We start from the raw sequence: 23,912 nt of genomic DNA, 5'->3' as shown, positions 1-23,912 counted from the left end.
CGGGCAGGATGTCATATACTCATCATATACCCACAAGCGGACTCAAAGTCAAAATTTTCAACTTGGTTCAGAACGGTTTTTCCGGAATATAAAAGGCAGCAGATCTATTATGAAATAGACTTGCTGCCCTGTCTGCTCGCTTTTAATTATTGATATATCTTTCGAAGATTTTACCATAGTCCTGCTTTTGATACTTTTCATAGGCCCGCTTGTACCAGTCAAAGCTGAATTCAGTCAGAGCCTTGTACTGATCGGCAGTATCCCCCTCGCCGAGACGTGAATTCTGAAGAATCTGGACCGCTTTGTCAATACTCTGTTCAGCATGTCTGCTGACGATTTTGTTTTCATATGCCTGTTCGGAAATGAAGAGCAATGCTTTGTACAGATCTTTCAGACGATCAATTTCATTCTTTTGAACATCAATGACAAACGGTACATTGCCCATGTTGAACTTGATCTGGATGTCGATATCAATCGTGCCCGCTGTTTCAAGCAGAACATCGTTCACTTCATATTGCGTATAGGGGTAGCGTTTCAGTGTACGCTTTGAAGAGGTCGCCTTCTCGCCATCCACATGGATGATTGCCAGGTTTGTGAAGCAGTACTCGTCCATCTTGGTCTTGATCAGAAAATAGATCTGTTCATCATCTTCATGCCTTACATAATCATCCGCATCCGTCTTGTCAAAATCAACCGGGTCGATAATCTTGCCGATATCAGACAAGCCGAGAGCATCCGAAGCCATTTTCTTAAACATAGGAACTTCCTTTCGATGAAAGATTTTAATATTTGAAAGCCAAGTATAACAATACTGGTATAAGGAATGCGAGGGATATCCTGTTCCCCTACCAGTCTGATGTGAAATACAAATTGTATTTTCCGTAATCGAGGAATTTGGCATGATAGAAATCACCCGCCGCCTGATGGACATATGCATGATAGATCTGATCATACTTATAGGAACCAAAAAATGGTCCAGGAAATGTCGGCAAAAGAAGATGCGCTTTTTCAGGGTTGTGCCGTATTTCGTTCAGCATCAAATATATCTCATTAATCATTTTATAAGTCAGTTGCACTTTGCCACAGTTTTCAAGTTCGTATTGCTTAACGAAATAACCCTGCAGTGCATTGAACTTCCTGTAATAGCTGTATTCAATAACCTCTTTCGTTTCCTTGTCCTCAAGATAAATATACATATCAAGTCCCATTTGTATGCCTCCTATTTTATGTAATTCATTTCCTTCAGGCTGATATACTTTCCCGACCCTATGATTATATGGTCCAGAAAATCAACACCGATAATATCACCACATTCATGCAGCCTTTTAGTTACTTCAATATCCTCTCTTGATGGGGAGGGATCCCCGCTTGGATGATTATGAACGCAAATGATCGCTGCTGCACTTCTCTTCACTGCTTCTTTATATATTTCTCTCGGGTGTACAATGGAACTGTTCAACGATCCTTTGAACAGTGTCTGCTGGTGAATGATCATATTTTTTGTGGAAAGAAATAATACAACAAAATGTTCCTGCTGATAGTATCTCAGCTTCTCCATAAGAAGATCACATACATCCTCCGGACTCTTTATATATACATCCTCTTCCTGTGAGTGTGTATGCATCCTTATCGCAATTTCTATAACTGCGAGAATGGTAATTGCTTTGGCAGCCCCGATGCCTTTTAACTGTATAAGTTCCTGATATGTTAAATTGCGAAGCTCCCGGATGGACTTCATGTCTTTTATGATCCTGTTGGCAACAGTAATACTGGATTCATCTCTGCTTCCGGTGTTTATTATTATGGCAAGCAGTTCCTGGTTTGTAAGCTTATCGGCCCCGTACGTCATGAGCCTCTCACGCGGTTTGTCCGTTGTATGCATCTCTTTAATCATCATTGTCATAGGAAGCCTCCATAATAAATAAGATTGAATTCTTCATACAGGAAAAAGCAAAGAACAGCGGCGGTGGAAATGAAGGGGACAAGTGGAATCTTCTGGTTTTTGTATTCTTTATAAAGATTGATCGCTATGACAAAAAGACCACCAATTATATAAGTGAGCAGTACTGTATAAATGAAGAAGTTCACCGGACTGATCAGAGTCAACACTGTAAACAGCTTGATATCACCATACCCGATAGATCCGGAAAATAGAAAATATACCAGATGCAAGAGAAGTATTATGGAAAAATCCCTTATTGGTTCTATATAATATAATTCCGTCAAATAAAGACCGGTGAACAAAAACAGCAAACTCATATGATTAGGTATGGTCAATGTACTAAAATCATAGAAAGAGACTGGTACTAAAAGTGCAACAAACAGATAATATAAGGTATAGTCTGCAAGCCCCAGTTCAAAAAATAAAGGCAGGATAAAAAGAATGATTACAATTATCTCACATAATGGATAGCTGATATCTATTTTCTTCCTGCAAAATCTACACTTGCCTTTCAATAATAGAAAGCTTAAGACCGGTATCAAATGGTGCCATCTTAGATTCCCGTTACAACTGTCACACTGGCTCCTTCTATACATGAAACTAGTACTTTCCATAGAAGTTACTGCATATATGAATGATGCAATCATGCCTCCAGTTAAAACCAATATCACCATAATATCCCCTCCGTATCATTCCATATCTATCATAGCCACCTTTACAAGCATTGTAAAAATACAGTAATGCGATACTTGGCTATTCAGTGTCTGTTTAATTGAAATCTGTTCAAAAATATATTACAGATTTCTGGTTTTTGTACTCTTACCATTAAAATCATGCATAATTGTCTAGATATAAATTCCTTTTCTACTGCAAAGTAAAAAGCTCCGGGGATTCCCGAAGCTCTATACATCTCTCTTTATATTCCAACAGCCAGGTGGCGCTACCTCGCACCACCGCCGCCTCCACCGCCTGCTCCGGCTCCGCCGCCGGCGCCGGTTGCGCCGCCACTGCCGGAGGCTGCGGATGAGTTGAAACCGCCCTGACCGAGTCCTGTCGACCAGCTCTTGGTTGCCAGATGTGGCCCGTAGTAGTAGTGGACGTATGACGGATATGTTTCACTACTGTCTTCAGGGGTAAGTTTGGCCAGGTGTTTCTTGACTTCCTCACCTTCGCCGGCGAGAACGCTCCAGATCATATGCTGTCTGTAGTTTTCATCTTCAAGGACATGGCTGTAGTTCTCTTTGAGATGATTCCTGTACTGGACAAGGTGATCCAGGAGGCTCTCCCCTTTTTCTGTCGGTATTGTGATTGGCACTGTAATACCGAATATCTTCTCTTTATCAAACTCAATATATTCTTCCGCTTCCAGCCGCTCAAGGGAATACTTCGTCACTTCATCTGCAACTTTGCTGACTGATTTCGCATTTTCCTTCGACCATTTCGTAAATCTTTTCTCATCGATATGGCCGTCATCATCCGCTGCATCCAAAAGCATGCGCCACAGAATCGGTTCGTATCCATCTTCCCCAAGTTCCATATCCTTCAATTTCTTACTGAGTTCTTTGAATGATTCTGAATTATCTGTTTCAACCTTTTGATAATCATGGATGATGATTTCAGATTTACTCTTATCCAGTTTTTTACTGTCCTTCCCGTCGATTTCAATCGTGATGCGCCCTTCATCCGTCCACTTCATCAAGCTAGCCTGGAATATTTCCTCGAACCCTCCCATTTGAAGATGCTTGAGGGCAAAGGCAACAGATGCATAATCGTCAATTTGTGGAGGATTCGCAGTCTTGTTTTCTTTATTCCTCCGTTTGATAACGGCTGCCGAATCGATATGACCGGCTTTTGACATCCTGGAAGTAAAACGCTTTGCGATGAGTGTCATTGCAAGCCCCAGGGCGACCATGCCCCCGACAATCGATCCGATTACCAATCCGCTCATACTGCCGTCATCATAGATGGAACCGTTTTTCGCCGCTTCAGCCTCCTCTTCCAATGTGCCGTCATCAGTCACGTCTGTATCATAAGTACCCGTCGGAAAATGCATGAGCAATACGGCATCATTCGCATCGGTCAGTGACTCTTCGGCATCCCACGTAATACCACCGTCCGACCGGCTGATATCACCTTCAAAACCGAATCCCCAGAACTGCATTTCTTCACCGAACGGGTTGTCCGAGGTCACATTCATGGTGAAATTCTCTGTTGGCAGATCACTGAATGTATCGAAGTTCCAGTACAATGACTGACCGTCCTCGAGGTTCCGTACCACATTTTCAAGGGTGTAATGCACAACGTATGTCTGCTCACCATACTCGCCGATGCCCCACACGAGTTCGGTGCCGTCTTCTGTATCGATCATCCCATATTTTCCGGCCTTTTCTTCCAGATTTGCATCCGGGTCCCACTCGGATTGTTCGGTATAGCCCTCAACTGAAAAATCAGTGATTTCAACTTCACCCATATCCTCTTCATTGAAGGTCATGTAATTTTCGGTGCCTTCTGTCATATTCGCCTCACGTGTCTCAGTCACGCTTACAGAACCGTCTTCATTGATTTCTATGTCCATTTCCAAATTGCTGATCTCATTCGCATCAGCATCCGGCGACAGCATCAGAACCGCTGTCAGAGCAAAAAGCATACTCAGCAGATGCTTCATCATCGTTTTCCCCTTTCGTATATAAGGTGTAAATGTCATCCTTACATTCATTATTTCATTTTTCCGCGGTAAAGACGACATTGAAAGATGAATTTTTTCATTCTCATTTAAAAAACCGAAATCCGATATTCAATCGGTTTCCGGTTTGGACGGGAGAATATATCATAGATGCTCCGGTGAGAGTTCACCCACATAGCTGAACTTTCCCCTGCATTTCCTGCAAATATACCTTTTTTCATATCCCTTGATATTTTTACTGAATCGGTATCTGCATCTTCTGCATTCATAAAGGTGGCTCCGGCCTTTATAGGCATAGGTCCTCGTCCTGGAAATCCCCAGCCTGTCCAGTGTGCTGATGAACAGGGCATCAGAATCCCTGTAAGGTTTATCCTGGGTGTACAGTGCATAATGTACACATTCATGGTAAAGGACATCAAGGATCGCTTCTTCCGAATTATGGACAATGAATTCATGGGACATCACTATCTCTGTTTTTACATCCCCGCCTCGTATGTACTTTACCTGGAATGCACCAAGCCTTGATTTCATGCGGCTTGAAATTCTTAAAGGAACGCCGAGCGGCATATCAAAATTTCTTTCAAGAAACGCATCCGCATGTCTTTTAAGTGTCCCGGAGTCCATCACTCTTCCTCTGCCACTTCATCAAAGAAATACTTTTCAAGGCGGATTGGCTTCCTTTCATTGAAATCATATTGTTTCAAGTCATCAAGATCCTGAAGGTAGACATCCAGAGAATCGGACAGCATCAAATTCACCGGAGCTTCATGTTCGGGATCCTTTTCCTGGTAAAGGACGATGAATTTACCTTTTGCCTTGGCATAGCCGATTTCAAATGCAGTGCCCGGATCGACGTGCTTCCCCTCATAGTCATGCACAGCCACTATTGCATCACACCACTCGACGTGCTTGATATCATTATTATATACAGTTTCCCGCCATTCATCGGAGCCATGCTCCAGATGATCCACCTGCTGCAGTCTCGGTGAAAACACCTCTGTCACAGTACTATTTTCTTCCAGTGCCTTCTCCACTCTTTTCACTCTGTGCAGCTGTTCCTGGTCAAAGAACGGACTTCCCAAATATATTTTCATCACTTTCACCTCTCTCAATAATATATCAGATTTCCATTCCGAGTATAGCGTAAAAACAATACAGATATATCCGGCATATAACAGCTGATCCTAAAAATGACATTCATCTAAGGGGCAACCTAAACGAATGTCATTTCCATCTGTTCTTTTGAAGCATACTCCCATTGTTTAAAAAAGTTCTTTCGCAAGCAGCCTGTAGACATCCAGCCGCCTCTCCTGTGAATGTGGAATGCTGCAGATCATCGCTTCGTCGAAACCGTACATTTCCTGTTCGTCTCTCAGTTGCTTTGCTACGTCTCCGGCCGAACCGACAATATGGAGGTGCCTTCTATCCTGGATCCGCATCTTGTCCATTTCAGTCAACGGGTACTCCGCCGCTTCTTCCGGTGTCATGGCCTGTGTAATCTGTCCGTTCATGAGCTTGAGGCTCGCGATGTCCTGCGGCAGTGCCTGGAATTCTGCTTCTTCCTTCGTTTCTGCGGCAGTGACCATATAGCATACATTGATCTCCGGTTTTTCCATGAACGCGGAGGGTTCGAAATTTTCCTTGTATGCATCAAGGATGCCTTTGGATAGGTCTCCATTGAAAAATTGGGCAAATGAATAGCCGGCACCGAGCCTTGCGGTGGCGATTGCACTGTTACCGCTGGAACCCAGCATCCAGGCTTGCGGCAAAGTGACGTTTCCCGGCGTCGCCCTGACAGAACCGTACAGTTTACCATCAGGTGTTTCATCATTGATGTACTGCATCGCAATCGCGAATTTTTCATACATATTGTCCATCTGCGGCCGTCTGCCCTCAGACAATGCATAAATACTTTGACCATCTCCGCCGGGGGCTCTTCCGACGCCGAAATCTATCCTTCCCGGTGAAAAGGCACTGAGCGTCTTGAACACTTCAGCCATCTTCAGCGGCGAATAATGCATCATCATTACACCACCCGTGCCGATGCGGATATCCTCTGTTTTCGCAGCCAGTCTTGTCGCTGTGACTTCGGGCGCTGAACTGACGTGTGACGGCAGACTGTGGTGTTCCGCCATCCACATGCGGTGATACCCGAGTTCATCGGCAAGTATTGCAAGTTTCTCCGCTTTTTTCAAAGCATCTGCTGCATTGTTTCCTTTTGTGACGGGCGCCTGATCCAGCACACTTAGTCTCATTAAATATCATCCTTTTCTTCGTCATATATCGAGTGACTTGGTGAGTTCCTGTTCTCTTTTCAGTTTTTCAGGTGTCACATCATTGCCAAGTGGATCGACTACTGTCAATCCTGAAAAGGAATCAAGCACCTGCCCTCTTATCTGTTTCAGGTAGTCCTCTCTCAATTTTTTCTGTTCTGCTCTTTCTGTCTCCGTCAGTCCGTCAGTTTTCTGTTTATTTGCAAGTTCATTAATCCTGTCCAATCCTGCGATCATTTTCTATCTTCTTCCTTTCATTTATTAAAAAACGTAAATTTTGGTTTGCTGATGGCCGGGAACTTAGGTACAACATATTCACCAAGTTCCTGTATGACCTCTTCGGCCGGCCGGCTGCTTTCCTTCAGGCTGATCATCACATGGTTGACCCCTGCTTCCTGATATGCATTGAGATAATCGATCAGAAAGTTTCTCCCCGCACGGAAACCGACGGGCTTCTTCTTTGGCGCTTCCCCCGGACGTTCCGACAGGTCGACAGCCAGAGACTGTGCAAAAGGTTTGAATTCTGTTGTTGCCTGCCGCCATTTTGCTACCAGTGCTTTTTGCCCCTGTAAATCCTGGGGATAAAAAAACCAGCCATCGGTGTTTTCTGCAAGCCATTCCAGTGTCTGCCCGCCGTACCCTGTACCGAAAACAGGGATATCCGACAGCTCCGGCTTTGGCACCACATCGCCGTGCGTCAAATTCAGGCGATCTGTCTGGATTTTAGGAAACTCTTCACTCCACAACCTTCTCATGGCCTGAAGGGATTCCCTGAAAAGCTTTCCTTTGTCATCAATATCCGTTTTGAAGGCCGGAAACTCCACCGGGCGGTCTCCGCTTGCTGCACCGAATAAAAACCGCTGTCCTGACAGACTCTCCAAAGTCGCTGCGGACTTTGCCGTATGGATGGGGTTCCTCAATGTAGTCACGATGCTGCCTGTCACCAGGGCTATTTCCCTGGTATGTGCTGCAACATACGTCAGGAACATGAATGGATCATACAGCCCGCCGACATCCCCGAAATCAGGGTCATATAAGGGTGCATCTCTTACTGACAAAGAGGCAAACCCATAATCTTCAGCACGCCTGGCATGCTTCATCTGTTCCTCAAGATTCATCTCAGGAAAACTGCCCGTATATGCTTCAAGAGGAAAGCCGAGACCAAGGGTCATTCTTCCTTCCCTGAATGTCCTGTTAAAGCCTCTATGTGATTCAAACTTTTTCAATTCTCTCACCCGATTCCATATTCATCAGACCACCATGTTCTCTTCCACCCATTTTTTCAGATCGGTCACATGGTTCACAAAACGATCCGATTCCACCTGTTCAGCAAGTGAGGCGATCGTTTCCCTCTTCAGCACCGCTTTCCATGACTCCTCCGCTTCTTCCATCAGCTCACCCAGTACACAGCACCGGTCGTCATACTCCAGTTCAAGTACATCACTCAAGATGCCACTCGGGCTGTACAGCGACTGCTGCCCTTCGATTGCAACATAAATATCATATACCCGGATATCTTCAGGATCCTTTTTCAGCCTGAATCCACCCTTCACCCCGGGTACGGAAGTAATCAGGTCGGCACTCACCAATTTCCTCAATAGCTTTTGAAAATATGTGGGTGACGCTCCAATCTGTCCGCTGATCACTTCACTGTGCAGCACCGCCTTATCCGGCAGCATGTTCAGTAGAAGAACGGCATATACCGACTGTTCGACACCTGTCTTCATCTGCATCTCATTCACCGCTTCTCATTAATCATAGTTAAACCGGATAATGATTATCCAATTTATAAGTAATTCTAACAGATTTCTTATTAATAGACAATATCTGTGCCTGTATAAAAAAACAGCACACAAATGTGTACTGTCTAATCAATGCCCAATATCCTTTTCGCATTCCCGCTCATCACTTTTTCTATTATGTCCTCAGGCAGATCATGTTTCCTGTAATATTCCATTGCATAATCATAAGGAACATTCGGGTAGCAGCTGGCATAGATCAGCTGGTCTTCGAGTCCCCTCTCAGCGGCTTCCGCATACTGCCAGCCGCCGGGGAAGGAGATATAAAAATCCGGACACAGGTAAATGTTCGGATAATGGATCGCCACAGCAATGGACTCCTGTACAAACGGCCATGCCGCATGGGAAATGATCAGTTTCAAGCCCGGATATTTCTCCGCAACCCGGATCAGCTGCCTGGGATGGATATAATCATAATCCGGTTTTTCGCTTGTTAATGATATCAGCAGGCTCAGCGTCATACAAAACGGCAGATCATGTTCCAGGCATGCTTCAAATATCGGGTCCAGACTCGGGTCACCGATACCCATCAATGGCCGGATCTTGGCCGGATTTGCAGCCACACCGTGGAATTTACCGGTCGCTGCATACTTATAGATAGTTTCAACCGATTCCTCCACAGTCATATCTTCAATCCCGATGAATCCAAAGAATCGTTCTCCTTTTTGGCTCGATAAAAACTCCAGAAGTTCAGCGTTCGAACTGCCCGGCTCATTATTCCTGCCCAAAATCACAGAATGGGTAATCCCATGCCCGTCCATTTCTCCAATAACATCATCAAGTGAACGGGCCTGTACCAGACCCACATTTTCCAGTGCTTTGAATTTCTCAATGACCGGCGTCTTGCCCGCTTCAAACAAAACTTCCCACGCAGGGATGGGTGCCTTCATCTTAAAATCGATTATCATATATACAATTCTCCTTCATCTCGCAGTTAATCCGCCATCAATCACATGCTCGGCACCCGTTGTATAACTCGATTCATCCGAAGCCAGGTAAAGCACAAGAGCAGATACTTCTTCCTTAGTCAGCACTCTGCCAAGAGGCCGGTCGGATGCCACCGCTTTTCCGCCTGTGCTTTCAGAGAAAAGTCCGGTATTCACCAGGCTGGGATGGACGGAATTGACCCGTATCCCATACTTTCCCAATTCCAGAGCACCCACCTTCGTCATGCCGGTCACTGCAAATTTGGAAGCACTGTAGGCAACACTTTCCATCCTTCCCCGGATTCCGCCGATGGAAGAAATATTGATGATCGAACCGCTCGCTGCTTTTTTCATGGAAGGAATCACTGCTTTCATCCCCAGAAAAACAGCCTTTTGATTCACTTCAATCACCCGATCGTATTCATCCTCAGGAAATGCTTCAGTTTCCTCACTGTAATTGACGCCTGCATTGTTGACGAGGACATTGACAGGCCCCAAATTTTTTTCGGTTTCTACGATCACTTTATTCCACGATTCGGAATCAGTGACATCCTGCTTGATGAATAGAGATTGAGGACCCATCTCATCCTGCAGCACCCTGCCCGCTCCTTCGTCGAGGTCAGTAAAAACAACCTGCGCCCCTTCCGAAACAAATTTTTTAACATGTGAAGCGCCCATACCGCCTGTGCCGCCAGTGACAATCACAACTTTCCCGTTAACTCTGCCCATTTTCCAAAATCCTTTCCAAAACGAACTTTAATTTTCCTGGCTCACCGTAACATCCTCGCCAAACCACTCATTGGAAATCTCAGTCAATGTGCCATCTTCCCTGAATTTGACGATTGTACTGTTAATCTCTTCAATCAGCTGCGCATTTTCCTCTGTTTTTGCGAAAGGCAGTGCCACTTCTTTTTCACCGAATGCCTCCGCCGCCACTTTCAACGGGATGTCTTTGTCCTTAACCTGTGCGAGAAGAATTTCTCTGCCTGTCACATAGGCATCGACATTACCATTGGCAACATCCTGGTGAATGACATCGGCACCTTCGTAATTGACGATCTCAATCTCGCCTTCAGAATCCTGTTCTTTTAATACTTCACCGTAATTGGAACCAGTGACATTTCCCACCTTTTTGCCTTTGACATCCTCGAGAGATTCTATCTCCGTATTATTTTCCGCGACACCAAGCCCCGCTCTTGAAAAATAATAAGTATCTGTGTAGTCATATTTTTCGGCTCTTTCCGGTGTCACTGCGAAATTGAGCAGCGTATCCGCCTTGCCGGTTTCAAAGGAAGCAAGCGCACCCGACCAGTCGGTCGTCTCCCATTCAATTTCGTATCCCAAATCCTCGAATATCGCTTTGTAGACATCCACACTGAACCCTTTCAGTTCGTCGTCTTCCATATAATTTTGCGGATATCCATCCGGGGTAGTCGCGACAGTAATCACATCATCATCAGCCGCTCCGGCAGTGCCGCCGTTGCTGCATGCGGATAATGCCAACATCATTAATAAAACAAACAACCCTAAAACTCGCTTCATGCATCTTCCTCCCCATAAATCCTACTATAAAACTATGCTTTATGTATATGAATAAATATAACATTGAATATAGCCAGCAGCAATGTGATTGATTATAGGTAATCGTCAGTATGCATATAGACTGCTTTTATAAGTGGATAAATATTATAAGGAATTAAAAAACTCCCCGCTGTTAATAGCGGGAAGTTCTTGTGATATTCTATACCTGAAAATAATGGTTCTGTTATTTGAATTGCTTCATTCTTTAAGCAGCGGCATTACTTTAGCTGCAAGCATCTCTATGTTTTTCGATACGTTTTCAAAAAGCAGTCCGCCGATACCCATCTGTGCGAGGAACCTTGTTATGTCCGTAAAGTTCATGCTGACACATGATTTTTTCCACAACCTGCTCCGGACTACCGGCCATGAGCGATGTCCCGGGAGCGGCGAGACTTTCAAAACCGGTGATGATTCTGTTATCTTTATCGGACACGATAATGTTTGCAAGTCCTGATGAAACACCCGCTGCTTCGGAAATGAATTTTGTCGATACATTCTGTTCTTCAAAATTTTCAAGCAACAGTCTGCCAAAGGCATCATTACCTACTGCACCGAGTTGTGCCGCAGCAACAGCCTGATTGGCACCTGTTCTCCGGGAAGTGTTTCACAATGTCCTCCGGTTATAGTCTCACACTGTGCCGGCATATTATCCGCAACCGTCACAAAATTCATATTTACGCTTCATGTTATTGTAATTTTCGATCTATCCATGTTATAGTGCCCCATCGTATGAAATCAATATCTCTTCAAAAAGATTCCAGAACTTCTCCTGATCAACCGATTCTGCAAACAGCGTATTCAGCTCAAGTCCGGTGGTCCCAAGGAGATCCACTGCGGTCATGCCGTAGGTGAACTCACCTTTCGTCTCTATGCTGACATTTACATGCTTCATGTCGAAGAGGTCCGGTTGAAGCAGATACATAGTGGTACAGGCATCATGGATCGGCCCGCCTTCAAAACCGAAATGGTCTTTGTATGCCTGGCCGAAAAACTCAAGAAGTTCATTCACGAAGATCGCGATTTCACCTTCCAACCTGCTGAATCTCTGTCGAATATCTTTGTCAGCGATCACCTGGTGGGTTACATCGAGTCCGAACATGGCAAGTGGTACACCGCTTTCGAAAACGACCTTTGCCGCTTCCGCATCCACATATATATTGAATTCCGCAGCAGGTGTCCAGTTGCCGAATGTACCGCCGCCCATGAGTACAATCTCCTCTATGTTGTCTTTAATATCCGGGGCCTTGATCAATGCAAGCGCAATATTAGTCAGCGGGCCGGTTGGAACGAGTGTCATCTTCCCCTTTGAAGATCTTACACTTTCAATTATGAAATCTACAGCATGCTGCTCTTCTTTGATTTTAACAGGCTCAGGCAATACGGGACCATCCATCCCTGTATCTCCGTGTATTTCGGTGGCTATCTCGCTTGGCTTCACCATCGGACCTGCCGCTCCCTGGAATACGGGAACATCCAGTTCCAGCAATTCGCATATTTTCAGCGCATTGACGGTATTCTTCTCCACTCCCACATTGCCTGCAACGGTCGTAATTCCCACAATCTCAAGCGGGCTTCTCCCCGAAGCCGCGATGATGACCGAAATCGCATCATCATGGCCCGGGTCGCAGTCCAGAATGACTTTTCTCTTATCCATATAATGATCCTCCCAAAATAGATTCCTTACCATTTTACCAATCAAACTGATTTGGGACAAAAAAGCCGGAGCCCACTGTCCTGCGGGCTCCGGCTGATATTATTGCGGACCTTCCTCCACGACGGTCTCAACGTCCGACACGATCTCATCCAGCTGGAATGATGTATCACCGGTATCCACACCGGAGTAGTCTTTAAGTATTTTGCCATTCTGATCGATAAGGTAGAAACTGATGCCGTGGGTCACCTGGTTGCTGCCTTCGGGCGGCGGCGCTACAATCGTCTTGAAGTTCTTCTCTGCGAACTGTCTGATGAAGTCGTAGTCGTAGCCGTTCAGGAGTTTCCACTCCGTGCCTTCCGGCACTTCGTATTGGGACAGATAATCCGTCATCACTTCAGGTGTATCCGTTTCGGGGTCCACGGTGAAACTGAGTATGCCATAATCCTCTATACCTTTGGATTCAAGTTCATTGACCACCTGTGTCATATTGGAGGTCATCGGCGGGCAGACTGTTGCACAATTTGTAAAGATGAAATCCAGGATCCATACTTTACCTTCCAAATCCTCACGGGTAAATGTCTCACCGTTTTCATCGGTGACCTCGAAATCGTTGATTTCATTGCCGTATCTCGACATTACCTCAACACCGGAGGAATTACATGCAGACAAAATCATCGAAAGGATAACAACACTGAACAAAAGCTTTCTCATCTTACATACCTCCGTATTAATACTAATCTTACTATATCAAATAAAATTCCATGGACAAGCGTAAAATTTGTCTTTTTGTGAAAACTGTGTGGCACATATAAACCGTTTTAGTTCCCGGAGTTAAAAAGAGGCGGCATGTGCCGCCCCTGTGTCTATTTGAAATTCGCAGTGCTTCTTTCGTTCACCGCTTTCACTTCCAGTATGTTCTCCATCCGTTCCTTCAGTTCTTCGACGTGGGAGATGATGCCCACCATCTTTCCGCTGGTCTGCAATTCAATCAGTGTACTGATTGCCATATCCAGGGTTTCAGGGTCGAGCGTGCCGAACCCTTCATCGATCAGCATGGTGTCAAGGCTGATGCCTCCGGACTCCTGCTGCAAGGCTTCATTCAGGGCGAGTGCAAGTGTCAGGGAGGCCTGGAATGTCTCCCCTCCGGAAAGCGAGGAAATATGCCTTGCACGGTTATTGTAGAAATCGAATACTTCTATATCAAGACCGGTCTTGCGGTTGCTTTTCTCTGTGCTCCGCCTCAGCTCATAACGGTGGCTGGTCATCTCAAGCAGCCTGATATTGGCAATATGCAGGATGCGGTCCAGATAGTAGGTCAATACAAAGCGCTCAAGCGATACTTTCTGCCCGTTCCTTCCGGACACAGCATTCACCAGCTCGACCAGTTCATCGACCTCACCGAGTTCAGCTTCATGTTTCTCAGCAAAATCACCGATCTTTTCCCTGATGTTTCCATTATGCTGCATCTGGGCATAGAGACGGGCATTGTCATTTGTTTTCGTCTCTATTTCCTTGTCCAGAACGCTCAGCTTCTCCCTGTCTTCCTCCACCGGAATCTCTTCTGTCGACTCAAGAACTGATTCAAGGTCGTTTATCCGGCTCTTCAAAATGTCCTTTTGAGTATGGTATGCCCTTATCCTCTCCTCGTCTTCATCTACATCGGTATTTTTGAGGATGGAAAACAGAACGTTCCTGCCGGCAAATTCATTATCTTTCAGGAAATCATCTATGATGTGGGTGTTCTCCTGCAGCTGTCCGCTCATTTCAGAGAGCTGTCTGCGGGCTGCTGCCCTGTTCTCCTCAAGCCGTGATTTCTCCTCCCGGTAACGCTGCCTCTCCTGTTCGGCTTCCTCCTGCTGTTTCTCGTAGCGTGTCACTTTCTGCTGCCTTGCCTGGAACTCTTTTTGAAATTCCTCACGTGTTTCAAACTGTGTCTGTTCACTGAATTCCTTTTTGAGTGATTTCTGCTGTTCCACAGCATTTTCCGCATTGTTCATCCGGATCCTGTTATCGCTGATGCTGCTCTCAAGCCTGCGCATTTCCTCATCGAGCTGCTTTTTCCTGTCATACCTTTTATGGTTGTCATCAATTTTCTTCTGGACCTCATTCTGGTGTCTTTCTTCGGCCTCAAGTTCCTTTTCAAGTTTTTCAGTATCATACCTTTCCATGGACCCGAGTATGCCGTCCACGATTCCAAGATTCTTCTCCGCCGTTTCCAGCGCATTGCCACATTTCCGTCTTTTTGTTTCAAGCGCCGTGAGCTTCGCTTCGTCCTCCTCGCTCATATAGTCCCGTGCCCCGGGCAGAACTGAAACTGTCTGCCTGCAGACCGGGCATTCCCCGCCTTCAGTCAGATGCCCCGTAAGGTGTTCGATATGCGCTTTATCCTCCGGACTGTACATGCTTCCAGTATCTTCCTGTATTTTTTTGATGGCTGTTTCGGTGTCTTCCATTTTTTTACGGAGCTCCACAATTTCCTTTTCCAGCGCCTGCTTCTTTCCATCATATCCGGCGCTTTTGTTTTCCCGCTCAATCCATTCACGCATTTTCCGGCACTCGGCAACGGACGCTGACAATTCATTACGCAGGATTTCGCTTTCTGCATGTTCCCAATGGATCGAATCGTCCTCCTGTCTCGCTTCCGCAAGTTTCGCTTCCTGCGCTTTTATATCAGAGGCAAGGTTTTGCCGTTCTTTCATTTTTGACTGCAGCACCCCGTCCATATCCCTGAATCTCGGATCTTCGACGAACCGCTCTGTACTGTTGATCCATTTCACAAGTTTCGTATAGCCTTCCCTGTAACGGCTGATTTTGTCCAGAGTCTGCCGGAGCGCCTCGCCTGATGTTTCCAGCTCTTTCAGACCGGTGTCGATGGTGTTCAGCCGTGTTTCCAGTTCCTCTTTCTGTTTTATGAGGTCCTGCTCCGAACGAAGTTCGTATTCAACCGTCTTCACTTTCCTGTACTGTCTGACAGCTGTTTCCAGACGTTCTATCACAGCTGCATTTTCTTCATGGTCTTTCAATTCCTGTTTCGTACTGGCGAGTTTCAGAGCCTGCTCGTTATGCCGTTCCCTGCGGCTGATGGTTTCCCTGAGTGATGTCGCCTCTTGCTTCAGTTTTTGGAGTGCTTCCTCCAGCATCCTATATCTGTTACCGAGTGTTGTACCGATTTCCTCTATGACTTCGATACGCTTAGCCGCCGTCGGATATTCAGCATCGATCAGCTTCTGCAGTTCCGCATCCCCGTTTGCGCTCAGGGTGTTGAACAGTTCTTCAATCCGGCTTTCGACAAGCTCGATACTTTTCAGTTTTTCCTTCTTCAGTTCATTCAGCTGCAGTTCGAAATGGACAAACCGCTCCGTTCTGAATAAAGTCCTGAGTATCTCCTGTTTACTTTCACTTGAGGATACAAGCAGGCGCTTGAATTCCCCCTGCGGCAGAATGAGAATCTGCCTGAACTGATCGGCATCGAGCCCGATGATGCCGATCACTTTTTCTTTCACTCCGCTGATGCTGCCATCGAGCACTTCGCCTTCCTGATCATATATGGCGGCTTTCGGGGGGACAGGAGTCTTCCTGCCCTCCTTCTGATAGCTGAGTGTCCGCTCCACCGTATACTGACTGCCGCGGATTTCAAATGTCAGCTTCACCCTGCTGATGTCACTGTCCGTTGCAAACTGGCTGCGGATGGAGCCTTCCATCCTGTCGGATGTTGACAACGTGCCGTAAAGTGCATAGGTGATGGCATCGAAGATCATCGTCTTTCCTGAACCTGTCCGCCCGCTGATCAGGAACATGCTGTCTTTTACGGAACTGAAATCAATGGTTTCATCCTCGAAAGGTCCGAAGTATTTCATGTCCAGTCTAATCGGTTTCATCTATATCACCTTTGAATAGTTGTTTGAATAACCCCTGCTGATATTCTGTGAGTTCACTCCCGTGCACCTGTGCGATGAATGCATCAAATATCTCCCTGTCGCTTGAGCGGTTGACATCCACTTTGCTCATGCTGTTTCCCCGGACCTCTGTCACCGGCCGGAGCTCCAGTGTATTTGGATATATCATCTTGATTTTCGCCATCGGATCGTTGATGGTCTCAAGACCCGTGAGTTCAAATTTGAAATATGCATTTTTGTCCCGGAAAGTGACTTTTTCGTTTATGACCTCATCATAGCTGCCTTTGTAGTGGACCAGGTCAAACTTCGATTCAGTCGCCACAAACCGGCATTCAATCTCCTCCCCGGTATCTATCACTCTGAATCCTTTGGGCTGCCTGACTTCGGAAAAAGAGTACTTGAGCAGGGAGCCGCTGTAGAAAATAGAGTCATGCGCGATCGCAAATGGATGATGGAGATGGCCGAGAAGGACCAGGTCGAAGTCTGTGAAAAGGTCTGTTCCCACTTCCTCGGACAGGCCGATTGAAAGAGGCCGTTCAGAATCGCTCGCCTTTGCATCCGACATGAACATATGGCCGACAAGGATGTTGCGGGCGCCGTAATCCATCACATTGCGGATTTCTGCTGTAACCCTGCGGTAGACATCATGATGTGAAACAATCGATTCATCCATGAAATACTGCTTCGCTTCCAGAACATCCATGTAGGGGATCATGTAGAAATGGTGGTCATCAATGACTACCGGCTTCAGTATGTCCCTGATGGATGTGCGCATATGGTAATTGCTCTTTTCAAACCAGCGGCTGCCGTAATCCAGCCTGGACCTTGAGTCATGATTCCCGCTGATGGCAAGCACAGGCACGCCGAGCCCGATATTTATCCTGTATAGATACTCGTTGACAAGTTCAAGTGCCGCCTGCGACGGATTGCTCCTGTCGAAAACATCCCCTGCTATTACACAGAGGTCTATTCCTTCATCCTTTATATATTCGACCAGCTGATCCAGCACATGCATCTGATCAGAAAGCAGGTCCGTTCCATTGAGCCTTCTGCCGATGTGCCAGTCGGCAGTATGTAGAATTTTCATATCAACACCTCACTAGATGATTATACTAGAAAAACCGCCCCCGGGTAAATTTCGGGGACGGTTCTGTTCAGTGCAGCTCTCTGATGGATATTATGAGATCATCCAGTTTGCTTTCCATCCTGTACAGGAGGAAGAAGGTGATCGCAGCCGGAAATCCAACATCGCTGACCAGTGTAACCCATTCCATGGTCAGATGAGTTCAGTGACGTTCTGCTCGACGATTTTGGCAGAGTAAACAGACCCACTAAGATGCTCCTTTTTTGATAAATAGTAATTCCATTACAAAAGAATGATGATACAATACATTTAACAATATCTAGGAGGGAGTTGCACCCTCAGCACAAAAAAGGTATCCCACAATGCACGGATGCCTTTTTGTTTGTACTGAAGAGTTCTTCTATTCAACTATTTTATATCTAAAATCTTATGGATATATTGCAAGGTATCTTCTTTAGACAGCGGAGAGTGTCCTCTTTCATAATCATTATAGAGAATATAATAATTTTCTTTTTCAGATATACCTGCCTCTTTTAGAGACTTTCTAAATGGTTCAAAATGATTAGCCATATCAAATTCGAATTGATAATTTTGCAAATAATATATGATAGGTGCATACCCGTACTTCTTCATCGCCTCAACAACGGAAAATCTTTCGGGATATTTCCCGAAAGCATCCTCTTTAGACATTCCATTAAAAGCAGCGTTTAATAACTTATCAATTTTGCCTTTGTAATGGTTTAAAAGTAAAGTCTGAGGATTGTTCACTATCGCGGATGTTTGATGATGCATTGAAGATAAAATGATAGACATATATCCACCAGCGCTAGATCCCCAGTAAAAAACGTTCTTCGATTTAATGCTCAATAACTCTTGTACCTTCTTCGTGATAGCTGAATAATCCTCTAGATAGAAACGTTTTATGTTACCAGCACCCCAACCAGTATTCAAATCATTGAAGTGAATGGTTTTGTCATCAAAGAAAATGCAATTTACTTCAATATCTTCAGACCAACTCGACCTTTGAGCTACGGGAGGTTTTCTTTTTGTATGGTCTACAGCACCATTATTATGTATTATTAACTGATTAGAATCCTCTTTGATGAAGGTTTTGAAATAAAAATCCTCATCTTTATAAATGATTTTTATCATTTTTTCTCCAGCTTTTTTTAGCGTGTCGATAGTCATGCTTTCATAAGTTGTTTCCACATATTCCTCCGCCATGTTCCACCTCAATGTATTTATTAAATAATGTATCGTATAAACGATTCATAAGACGACTGCATCACTTCTTCGACTGTCATTACATCTTTTTTGCTTTCACTCACTAGATAGTGTGTTTCATACTCTTTCGTTACATCCCATACATTGTTCCTTAAAATTAATCCACCATTCAATTCAGTTGTAATCGTTTCGTCTATAATATATTTATGTTGACCCTTGTATCTTTCGTATGGCGGATATATTTCATACTTTAGAATCCGATCAAACTCTCTATTGTCTAGACTTTTGGCCTTTAGAATACAGAAAGAACTATTTATATCTAGTTCTGTTTTGTGGCCGTTTATTATTAAGCTTTTATTCATTTTTTCAATTTCTCTTACTATTTCTTCAAATATATCTTTCGAGTACTCTTTAGTCATTTTCTCGAAAATATAATTTTTCTTTACTTCCTTCTCTGCCTTATTATATAAATCGTTATAATTGGTCATGCACGTCCCTCCAATCATTTTCTTAATCATTAATTGTATTAAATATATCAAAATGGAGAGCGAAAGTGTAGAGGGATTAAATAGGAAGTAAAAAAACCACCTACTTTAATTAGTAAGTGGCTTTTGTTATGCCGTTTTTCCGGACGACATAACAGACAGAGAAGTACTATATTAGGGCATAACATAGTGTATCTATTATAACATAAAACCACCCTGCCGTTTCTGTGCGACAAGATGGTTAAGTGAAGCTTTTGAGTGTCTGGAAAACTCCTCTTGAGTATAGCCTTAAATCAAAAATAAAGCTATACAATTTCATAAATGTTTTTAAACTCCACTTGAATCACTTCGCGTCCTTTACTGACGACCACCATACCTGCTCTATCCGCTATGTACTCGATGCGGCACTCCAGCTGCACCTCGTAGCCGTCATTCCAGTAACGAAGCACGACCGTCTCCCCTACACTTCTACGCAGCTCTTCTTCTAATCTGACAAGTGTTTCATTATCGTGGGTAGGTGCAGGTACTTTGGCATTCTCCTCTATCATCTCGGCCACACGCTCATACTGTTCCGGCATAGTGGCAAACGGCTGCCATTTAATCATGCCCCTGCCCCGGGGGATGTTGGAATCCAACTCTGACGGATCCATTTCTCTGTAGTCGAGTTTTTCATTTACTCTCATGATAATCACTCCTCTTACAAATGATTATATAGAACGTATGTTCGTATTGTAAAGTGAAAAAAGACCACCTGCTGTGAGGTGGTTAAATTATATTACATTAAAGGCCTGTAGGATAATGCCTAATAGTGACATACTTGTTGCTACTGTTAATCCGATGAACCATTTTCTATCACTTTTACGTTCTTTCTCGGACTCTTTTCTATCCTTTTCTCTTTCTTTATCTTCTTCTTTTTTATCTTGAGCTATTTTACTCAGGATTTGATCTTTAGCTATAGTTATGTCTTTCGAAATACCATCAAATCTGCTATCTAAATGCCTTTTATGCTCTTCAAATTCAGGACGTGTAATATAGTTTTCCATGTCTCCACCACCTCCACTACTATAACTATAAGCGTTATTGGATGAATGAGCAAAAGATAGATGTGTTTTATAACTCTTATCCCCTCTGGCTTCCACTCTTTTATGTTCGTACCTGTGATCACCTATATCAATTATTTTGTGGGGGTTCGCCATAATATCCAGTTTCTTTCATCTTTTTCAGAGATTCTTCATGTTGCTTAGCTAATTGAGCAAAGCCATCTCTTAATTGATATACCGCTTGAGGATTCATGACCACCGTTGTTGAAACAGGTTCTGCTCCGGGTACTAAACGATCGAATGTAAGTGTTATTTCGTTGGGGTTAACATCAATATTCACACCATTGGCGTAGAAAACATCTTTTGACAAAGGTAAATTTCTTGGTTTCTGACCGTTTCTTTGATTAGGATTTAAAGACTCATCCATTTTTGTTACCCTCTTTCAATATGTATTAGTAATAATATTATCAGAGGGCGTAAAAACTTAGTAGCCGGAACATATATTCTTTTATGTATCCTCCCCAGGTGTGTAAGTCCTGGAGAGGTGTAAAGAGCACGAAGGGGTGCTGATTCCCTTAGTGTGTGCGTTATTGGCTTTAGCTAAATGTTCCCCACGGATTTTTACCAACCGCGCCTGTCCTACTGTTCCATGTGTTATATGGCAGGAACCACCATTCTCCGTTCTGTTCATACTGAATCCAAACATGGTCATCCTGTCTGCACAGGTAAGCGTACTTAATCTTGTACCCAGGATAGCACCATCCGCCCTCAGGATTACTTACGAATGGCCCGTTTGCCCGGCTCATTATACGAGTGTTACCGACTGTGAACGTACCGACCGCTTGTATATATTGAGTGCCGTGTGCATTCTTTTTCCAATCGCCCACTGTATATGGCGTTTTCTTTGCTGTCGTTTCTTTCTTCGGTTCTTCTGGTATTACTGGTACTGCTGGTTTAACCGTCGTTTTCGACACGCTGCCACTGGACAGGAATAGTGACTGCACAAGCGTTTCAGCATACTCATCCACTCTGTTCGTCATGATATCGGCATCAATCTTATTCGTACCGAAACCGAGTTCAATCAGGCGATATGCAATACCATTCTGACGGGCATCATTGACGTTGTACAGATTATTCCTGCCACTGATACCCTTGTGCCCCTTATGGCTGTAACGAACGCCCACCATCGATTGTATGGAGTCACGCAGTCTTAGGTCGTATTCATCCGGATCATAACCACTGTGGATGATGACGTGACCACCTCGGGCGGATGAGCCGGTTCTGTGAGCGTCAAAATGGATTTCCGTTACCTGGTCGGCGTTGTGCTTTTTAACCAATTGTGACAGATTACCGTAATTAGACACTTTCAAAGCATCGTAAAATACGGCTTTTGCACCTTTCGGAAGATACTTCTTCATGGCCGGGAACAGGTCATCCCTGACATATTTGTGTTCACCTTTTGTGATGTATCCCGTGGCGCCTGGGTCGAATGAACCATCGCGCTGATTACCGTGACCGGCAATGATAAGATGCACCTTGTTATCCACCTTGACGGTTTGCTTCTCCTTCTTGGCCGGTTTATCGATGTCAATTTTAAATGGATCAATCCCCTTGCAAGTAAAGTCTTTTTCATTCAGTGCTTCAATATGCTGCACCTGTAAATGCAAGTGAGAAGCCATTGATACGCCGGCGCCCTGATTGTGGCTGTTGCCTTGTTTGGCAATCACATCGCCCTTTTTGACCCGTTGCCCCGGCTTAAGTTTAACCGGCCGTTGTACATGCCCGTAAATGACTTGTATGCCGAGCCGCTCATAGATGAGTACGGCTTGCCCGCCGAATGTGCCATAATCCCTTGTGCCGTTGGCCACAAGTGCGTCGTCTGCCGCCCTGATATCCGCGCCATGCGTATTGCTCAAATCGACTGCCCTGTGGTAACCACCGCAGAAGCTGTCATAATTGTGGCCGTTGACAGTGTAATCCCGTTTGCCGAATATACCACTCGCATACTTACGGGGGTCTGATGTAATGCGGAAGCCGTCATTTTCATAGAATTCTATTAAATTCATTTCCACATCTCCTTAAATTCATTCATAAAAAATAGGCATCCAGTGGACACCTATTTCTTCAATCCTTGCTTTTTCAACGCTTTTGCCTGTTCCTGCGCCTTAACGCCCGCAAAATGGTTCTTGTATATCTCAAACGCCGTATAGCCAAAGCCGGCCACAGCATAGAGAACGACCAACAGCGCATTGATGCTGTCCGGCGTGAGCCACTCAAAAGAATACCCCATCACGGCCAAGAATGAGGACAGCGCCAATAGAATAGCACCTATCTGCCTGATGAGGTCGCCGGTGGCTGTATTGCGGACTTCCTGCTCAATCTTGCGGTCTGTGACTGTGTGTTGTTTTTGATCCATGTTAAACACCTCCTAAAAAATGAATATATGCATTATCGTAGTGATGACAATAATCAACCCCACATTAAAAAGCATCTCTTTGATGTCCTCATTCATGTAATCCCCCTCGCATATTATCTGCCACATTTTCTAAAAAACATACAGCATAGGAAACACATAAGAATCCCCTCCTTCATTATTTACATTGGGAAAAACATCCCCCAGAATGTGCCGATTACCATTAGGATGATGGATATCGCAAAACCGGCAATCGTCCGGGTTTTCCACTTATCTGAATCTTTGAATTCGTCGATGGAGTTTTTATTTTCTCGTGTCTCATGAACAAGATTATTTGTGGCCAGCGTCTGTTTATGCTGTGCATCTGTCAAACGCTCCAGTCCGTCAAATAGCTTTGTCGTCTTCTCTCTGTTGTAGAGTTCCGTTTCCTTAATTAGCATCTTTATCTCGTTGTGATTGTTGTCGATTTTCGCATTTAATTTCGATTCCTGGTCTTTCAATTTTTGGTTGATTTCCCGGATATCCTCCTCCAAATAATCGACACGCTTATTTAACGTCTCCAAAATGCATCACCACACCCCTTTCTGCATAATAAAAAGTCTTACTCCATTGAGCAGACTCTTATAATATGATTTCAATATCGTCATTACTAACCGATTCGTTATCACTCGGTAATTGATTAACATTCTCTTGGTTATACTTCTCATGCAGTTCTTCAAGTGTTAAAATCCTGTGCCCTTCTTTTCTCGTGAGCTTTTCCCCATCGAAATCAAACTTTAGAATTTGCATCGCAATTTCTTCCGGCACCTGTATGACTTTATCGTAATTTTCAGTGGGGACAGGCGTTTTGCCAGAACGTTTAGGTTCATAAACCCCATTTTCAATTCTGTAAAATACTTTCCATTTGCTCAT

Annotated in this window: 29 protein-coding genes and 1 pseudogene; all 30 read right to left on the bottom strand. The window is 44.5% G+C overall.

Going from position 1 to position 23,912, the window contains the following annotated elements; all coding sequences use genetic code 11:
* Positions 1-142: 142 nt before the first annotated feature.
* Complete coding sequence (locus C792_RS0106740; protein WP_017548698.1) at positions 143-757, bottom strand: PH domain-containing protein; 615 nt, start codon at positions 755-757, stop codon at positions 143-145.
* A gap of 88 nt (positions 758-845) precedes the next feature.
* Positions 846-1,208 carry a hypothetical protein gene (locus C792_RS0106735; RefSeq protein WP_017548697.1) on the bottom strand — a complete coding sequence of 121 codons (363 nt, stop codon included), beginning with the start codon at positions 1,206-1,208 and terminating at the stop codon, positions 846-848.
* Between the two features lie 11 nt (positions 1,209-1,219).
* A complete protein-coding gene (gene radC, locus C792_RS0106730; RefSeq protein ID WP_017548696.1) occupies positions 1,220-1,903 on the bottom strand; it encodes a RadC family protein in 684 nt (227 codons plus the stop codon).
* Positions 1,900-2,616 carry a prepilin peptidase gene (locus C792_RS0106725; protein ID WP_017548695.1) on the bottom strand — a complete coding sequence of 239 codons (717 nt, stop codon included), beginning with the start codon at positions 2,614-2,616 and terminating at the stop codon, positions 1,900-1,902. Before C792_RS0106725 ends, radC begins: the two co-directional genes overlap by 4 nt.
* Before the next feature lie 266 nt (positions 2,617-2,882).
* On the bottom strand, positions 2,883-4,610 hold the full coding sequence (locus tag C792_RS0106720) for a DUF2207 domain-containing protein (protein ID WP_169315526.1): 1,728 nt from the start codon (positions 4,608-4,610) through the stop codon (positions 2,883-2,885).
* 159 nt (positions 4,611-4,769) lie between these two features.
* The gene (locus C792_RS0106715; RefSeq protein ID WP_017548693.1) at positions 4,770-5,249 is read right to left on the bottom strand and encodes a SprT-like domain-containing protein; all 480 of its coding nucleotides are present in this window, start codon (positions 5,247-5,249) and stop codon (positions 4,770-4,772) included.
* Entirely contained in the window at positions 5,249-5,719 is a 471-nt protein-coding gene (locus tag C792_RS14360) for a nucleoside 2-deoxyribosyltransferase (protein WP_017548692.1), read from the bottom strand. The genes C792_RS0106715 and C792_RS14360 overlap by 1 nt, the downstream gene beginning before the upstream one ends.
* 168 nt (positions 5,720-5,887) lie before the next feature.
* Positions 5,888-6,880, bottom strand: a complete 993-nt coding sequence (locus C792_RS0106705) for an LLM class flavin-dependent oxidoreductase (protein WP_017548691.1) — start codon at positions 6,878-6,880, stop codon at positions 5,888-5,890.
* A gap of 21 nt (positions 6,881-6,901) precedes the next feature.
* Positions 6,902-7,135 (bottom strand): DUF896 domain-containing protein, encoded by a 234-nt coding sequence (locus C792_RS0106700; RefSeq protein ID WP_017548690.1) that lies wholly within the window; start codon positions 7,133-7,135, stop codon positions 6,902-6,904.
* A gap of 17 nt (positions 7,136-7,152) precedes the next feature.
* The gene (locus C792_RS0106695) at positions 7,153-8,124 is read right to left on the bottom strand and encodes an LLM class oxidoreductase (RefSeq protein WP_026090267.1); all 972 of its coding nucleotides are present in this window, start codon (positions 8,122-8,124) and stop codon (positions 7,153-7,155) included.
* Positions 8,125-8,148: 24 nt separating this feature from the next.
* Positions 8,149-8,631 carry an RrF2 family transcriptional regulator gene (locus C792_RS0106690; RefSeq protein ID WP_017548688.1) on the bottom strand — a complete coding sequence of 161 codons (483 nt, stop codon included), beginning with the start codon at positions 8,629-8,631 and terminating at the stop codon, positions 8,149-8,151.
* A 134-nt stretch (positions 8,632-8,765) separates the two neighbouring features.
* Positions 8,766-9,605 carry an amidohydrolase family protein gene (locus tag C792_RS0106685; protein ID WP_017548687.1) on the bottom strand — a complete coding sequence of 280 codons (840 nt, stop codon included), beginning with the start codon at positions 9,603-9,605 and terminating at the stop codon, positions 8,766-8,768.
* Between the two features lie 15 nt (positions 9,606-9,620).
* Positions 9,621-10,352, bottom strand: a complete 732-nt coding sequence (locus tag C792_RS0106680) for a glucose 1-dehydrogenase (RefSeq protein WP_017548686.1) — start codon at positions 10,350-10,352, stop codon at positions 9,621-9,623.
* A 27-nt stretch (positions 10,353-10,379) separates the two neighbouring features.
* Complete coding sequence (locus tag C792_RS0106675; RefSeq protein WP_026090266.1) at positions 10,380-11,165, bottom strand: transporter substrate-binding domain-containing protein; 786 nt, start codon at positions 11,163-11,165, stop codon at positions 10,380-10,382.
* Between the two features lie 237 nt (positions 11,166-11,402).
* Entirely contained in the window at positions 11,403-11,525 is a 123-nt protein-coding gene (locus C792_RS15100) for a hypothetical protein (protein WP_281166629.1), read from the bottom strand.
* A 28-nt stretch (positions 11,526-11,553) separates the two neighbouring features.
* Positions 11,554-11,778, bottom strand: a pseudogene (locus C792_RS15155) (PfkB family carbohydrate kinase); the annotation flags it as partial.
* 138 nt (positions 11,779-11,916) lie between these two features.
* The gene (locus C792_RS0106665; protein ID WP_017548683.1) at positions 11,917-12,858 is read right to left on the bottom strand and encodes a nucleoside hydrolase; all 942 of its coding nucleotides are present in this window, start codon (positions 12,856-12,858) and stop codon (positions 11,917-11,919) included.
* A 99-nt stretch (positions 12,859-12,957) separates the two neighbouring features.
* Positions 12,958-13,569 carry an SCO family protein gene (locus C792_RS0106660; RefSeq protein ID WP_017548682.1) on the bottom strand — a complete coding sequence of 204 codons (612 nt, stop codon included), beginning with the start codon at positions 13,567-13,569 and terminating at the stop codon, positions 12,958-12,960.
* Between the two features lie 152 nt (positions 13,570-13,721).
* Complete coding sequence (locus tag C792_RS0106655) at positions 13,722-16,736, bottom strand: AAA family ATPase (protein WP_017548681.1); 3,015 nt, start codon at positions 16,734-16,736, stop codon at positions 13,722-13,724.
* Positions 16,723-17,841: an exonuclease SbcCD subunit D gene (locus tag C792_RS0106650; RefSeq protein ID WP_017548680.1), complete on the bottom strand. Its 1,119-nt coding sequence runs from the start codon at positions 17,839-17,841 to the stop codon at positions 16,723-16,725. The genes C792_RS0106655 and C792_RS0106650 overlap by 14 nt, the downstream gene beginning before the upstream one ends.
* A 67-nt stretch (positions 17,842-17,908) precedes the next feature.
* A complete protein-coding gene (locus C792_RS14750) occupies positions 17,909-18,028 on the bottom strand; it encodes a YvrJ family protein (protein WP_017548679.1) in 120 nt (39 codons plus the stop codon).
* A gap of 218 nt (positions 18,029-18,246) precedes the next feature.
* Complete coding sequence (locus C792_RS0106640) at positions 18,247-19,047, bottom strand: YqiA/YcfP family alpha/beta fold hydrolase (RefSeq protein ID WP_026090265.1); 801 nt, start codon at positions 19,045-19,047, stop codon at positions 18,247-18,249.
* Positions 19,048-19,082: 35 nt separating this feature from the next.
* Positions 19,083-19,550, bottom strand: coding sequence for a hypothetical protein (locus C792_RS0106635; protein WP_017548677.1), 468 nt, complete (start codon positions 19,548-19,550; stop codon positions 19,083-19,085).
* Positions 19,551-19,852: 302 nt separating this feature from the next.
* Positions 19,853-20,230: a YolD-like family protein gene (locus tag C792_RS14355; protein WP_017548676.1), complete on the bottom strand. Its 378-nt coding sequence runs from the start codon at positions 20,228-20,230 to the stop codon at positions 19,853-19,855.
* An 87-nt stretch (positions 20,231-20,317) separates the two neighbouring features.
* Positions 20,318-20,590, bottom strand: coding sequence for a hypothetical protein (locus C792_RS14655; protein ID WP_017548675.1), 273 nt, complete (start codon positions 20,588-20,590; stop codon positions 20,318-20,320).
* 127 nt (positions 20,591-20,717) lie between these two features.
* On the bottom strand, positions 20,718-21,014 hold the full coding sequence (locus C792_RS0106620) for a DUF3467 domain-containing protein (protein WP_017548674.1): 297 nt from the start codon (positions 21,012-21,014) through the stop codon (positions 20,718-20,720).
* A 169-nt stretch (positions 21,015-21,183) separates the two neighbouring features.
* On the bottom strand, positions 21,184-22,653 hold the full coding sequence (locus C792_RS14650; protein WP_017548673.1) for a peptidoglycan DD-metalloendopeptidase family protein: 1,470 nt from the start codon (positions 22,651-22,653) through the stop codon (positions 21,184-21,186).
* A gap of 50 nt (positions 22,654-22,703) precedes the next feature.
* A complete protein-coding gene (locus C792_RS0106610; protein WP_017548672.1) occupies positions 22,704-23,003 on the bottom strand; it encodes a hypothetical protein in 300 nt (99 codons plus the stop codon).
* 179 nt (positions 23,004-23,182) lie between these two features.
* A complete protein-coding gene (locus tag C792_RS0106600; protein ID WP_017548671.1) occupies positions 23,183-23,563 on the bottom strand; it encodes a hypothetical protein in 381 nt (126 codons plus the stop codon).
* Positions 23,564-23,621: 58 nt separating this feature from the next.
* Entirely contained in the window at positions 23,622-23,912 is a 291-nt protein-coding gene (locus C792_RS0106595; RefSeq protein WP_017548670.1) for a hypothetical protein, read from the bottom strand.

This window comes from Salinicoccus carnicancri Crm (assembly GCF_000330705.1).
Lineage (GTDB): Bacteria > Bacillota > Bacilli > Staphylococcales > Salinicoccaceae > Salinicoccus > Salinicoccus carnicancri.
Note: the sequence above shows the minus strand (reverse complement) of the source record. Positions and strands in the feature narration are given on the sequence as shown.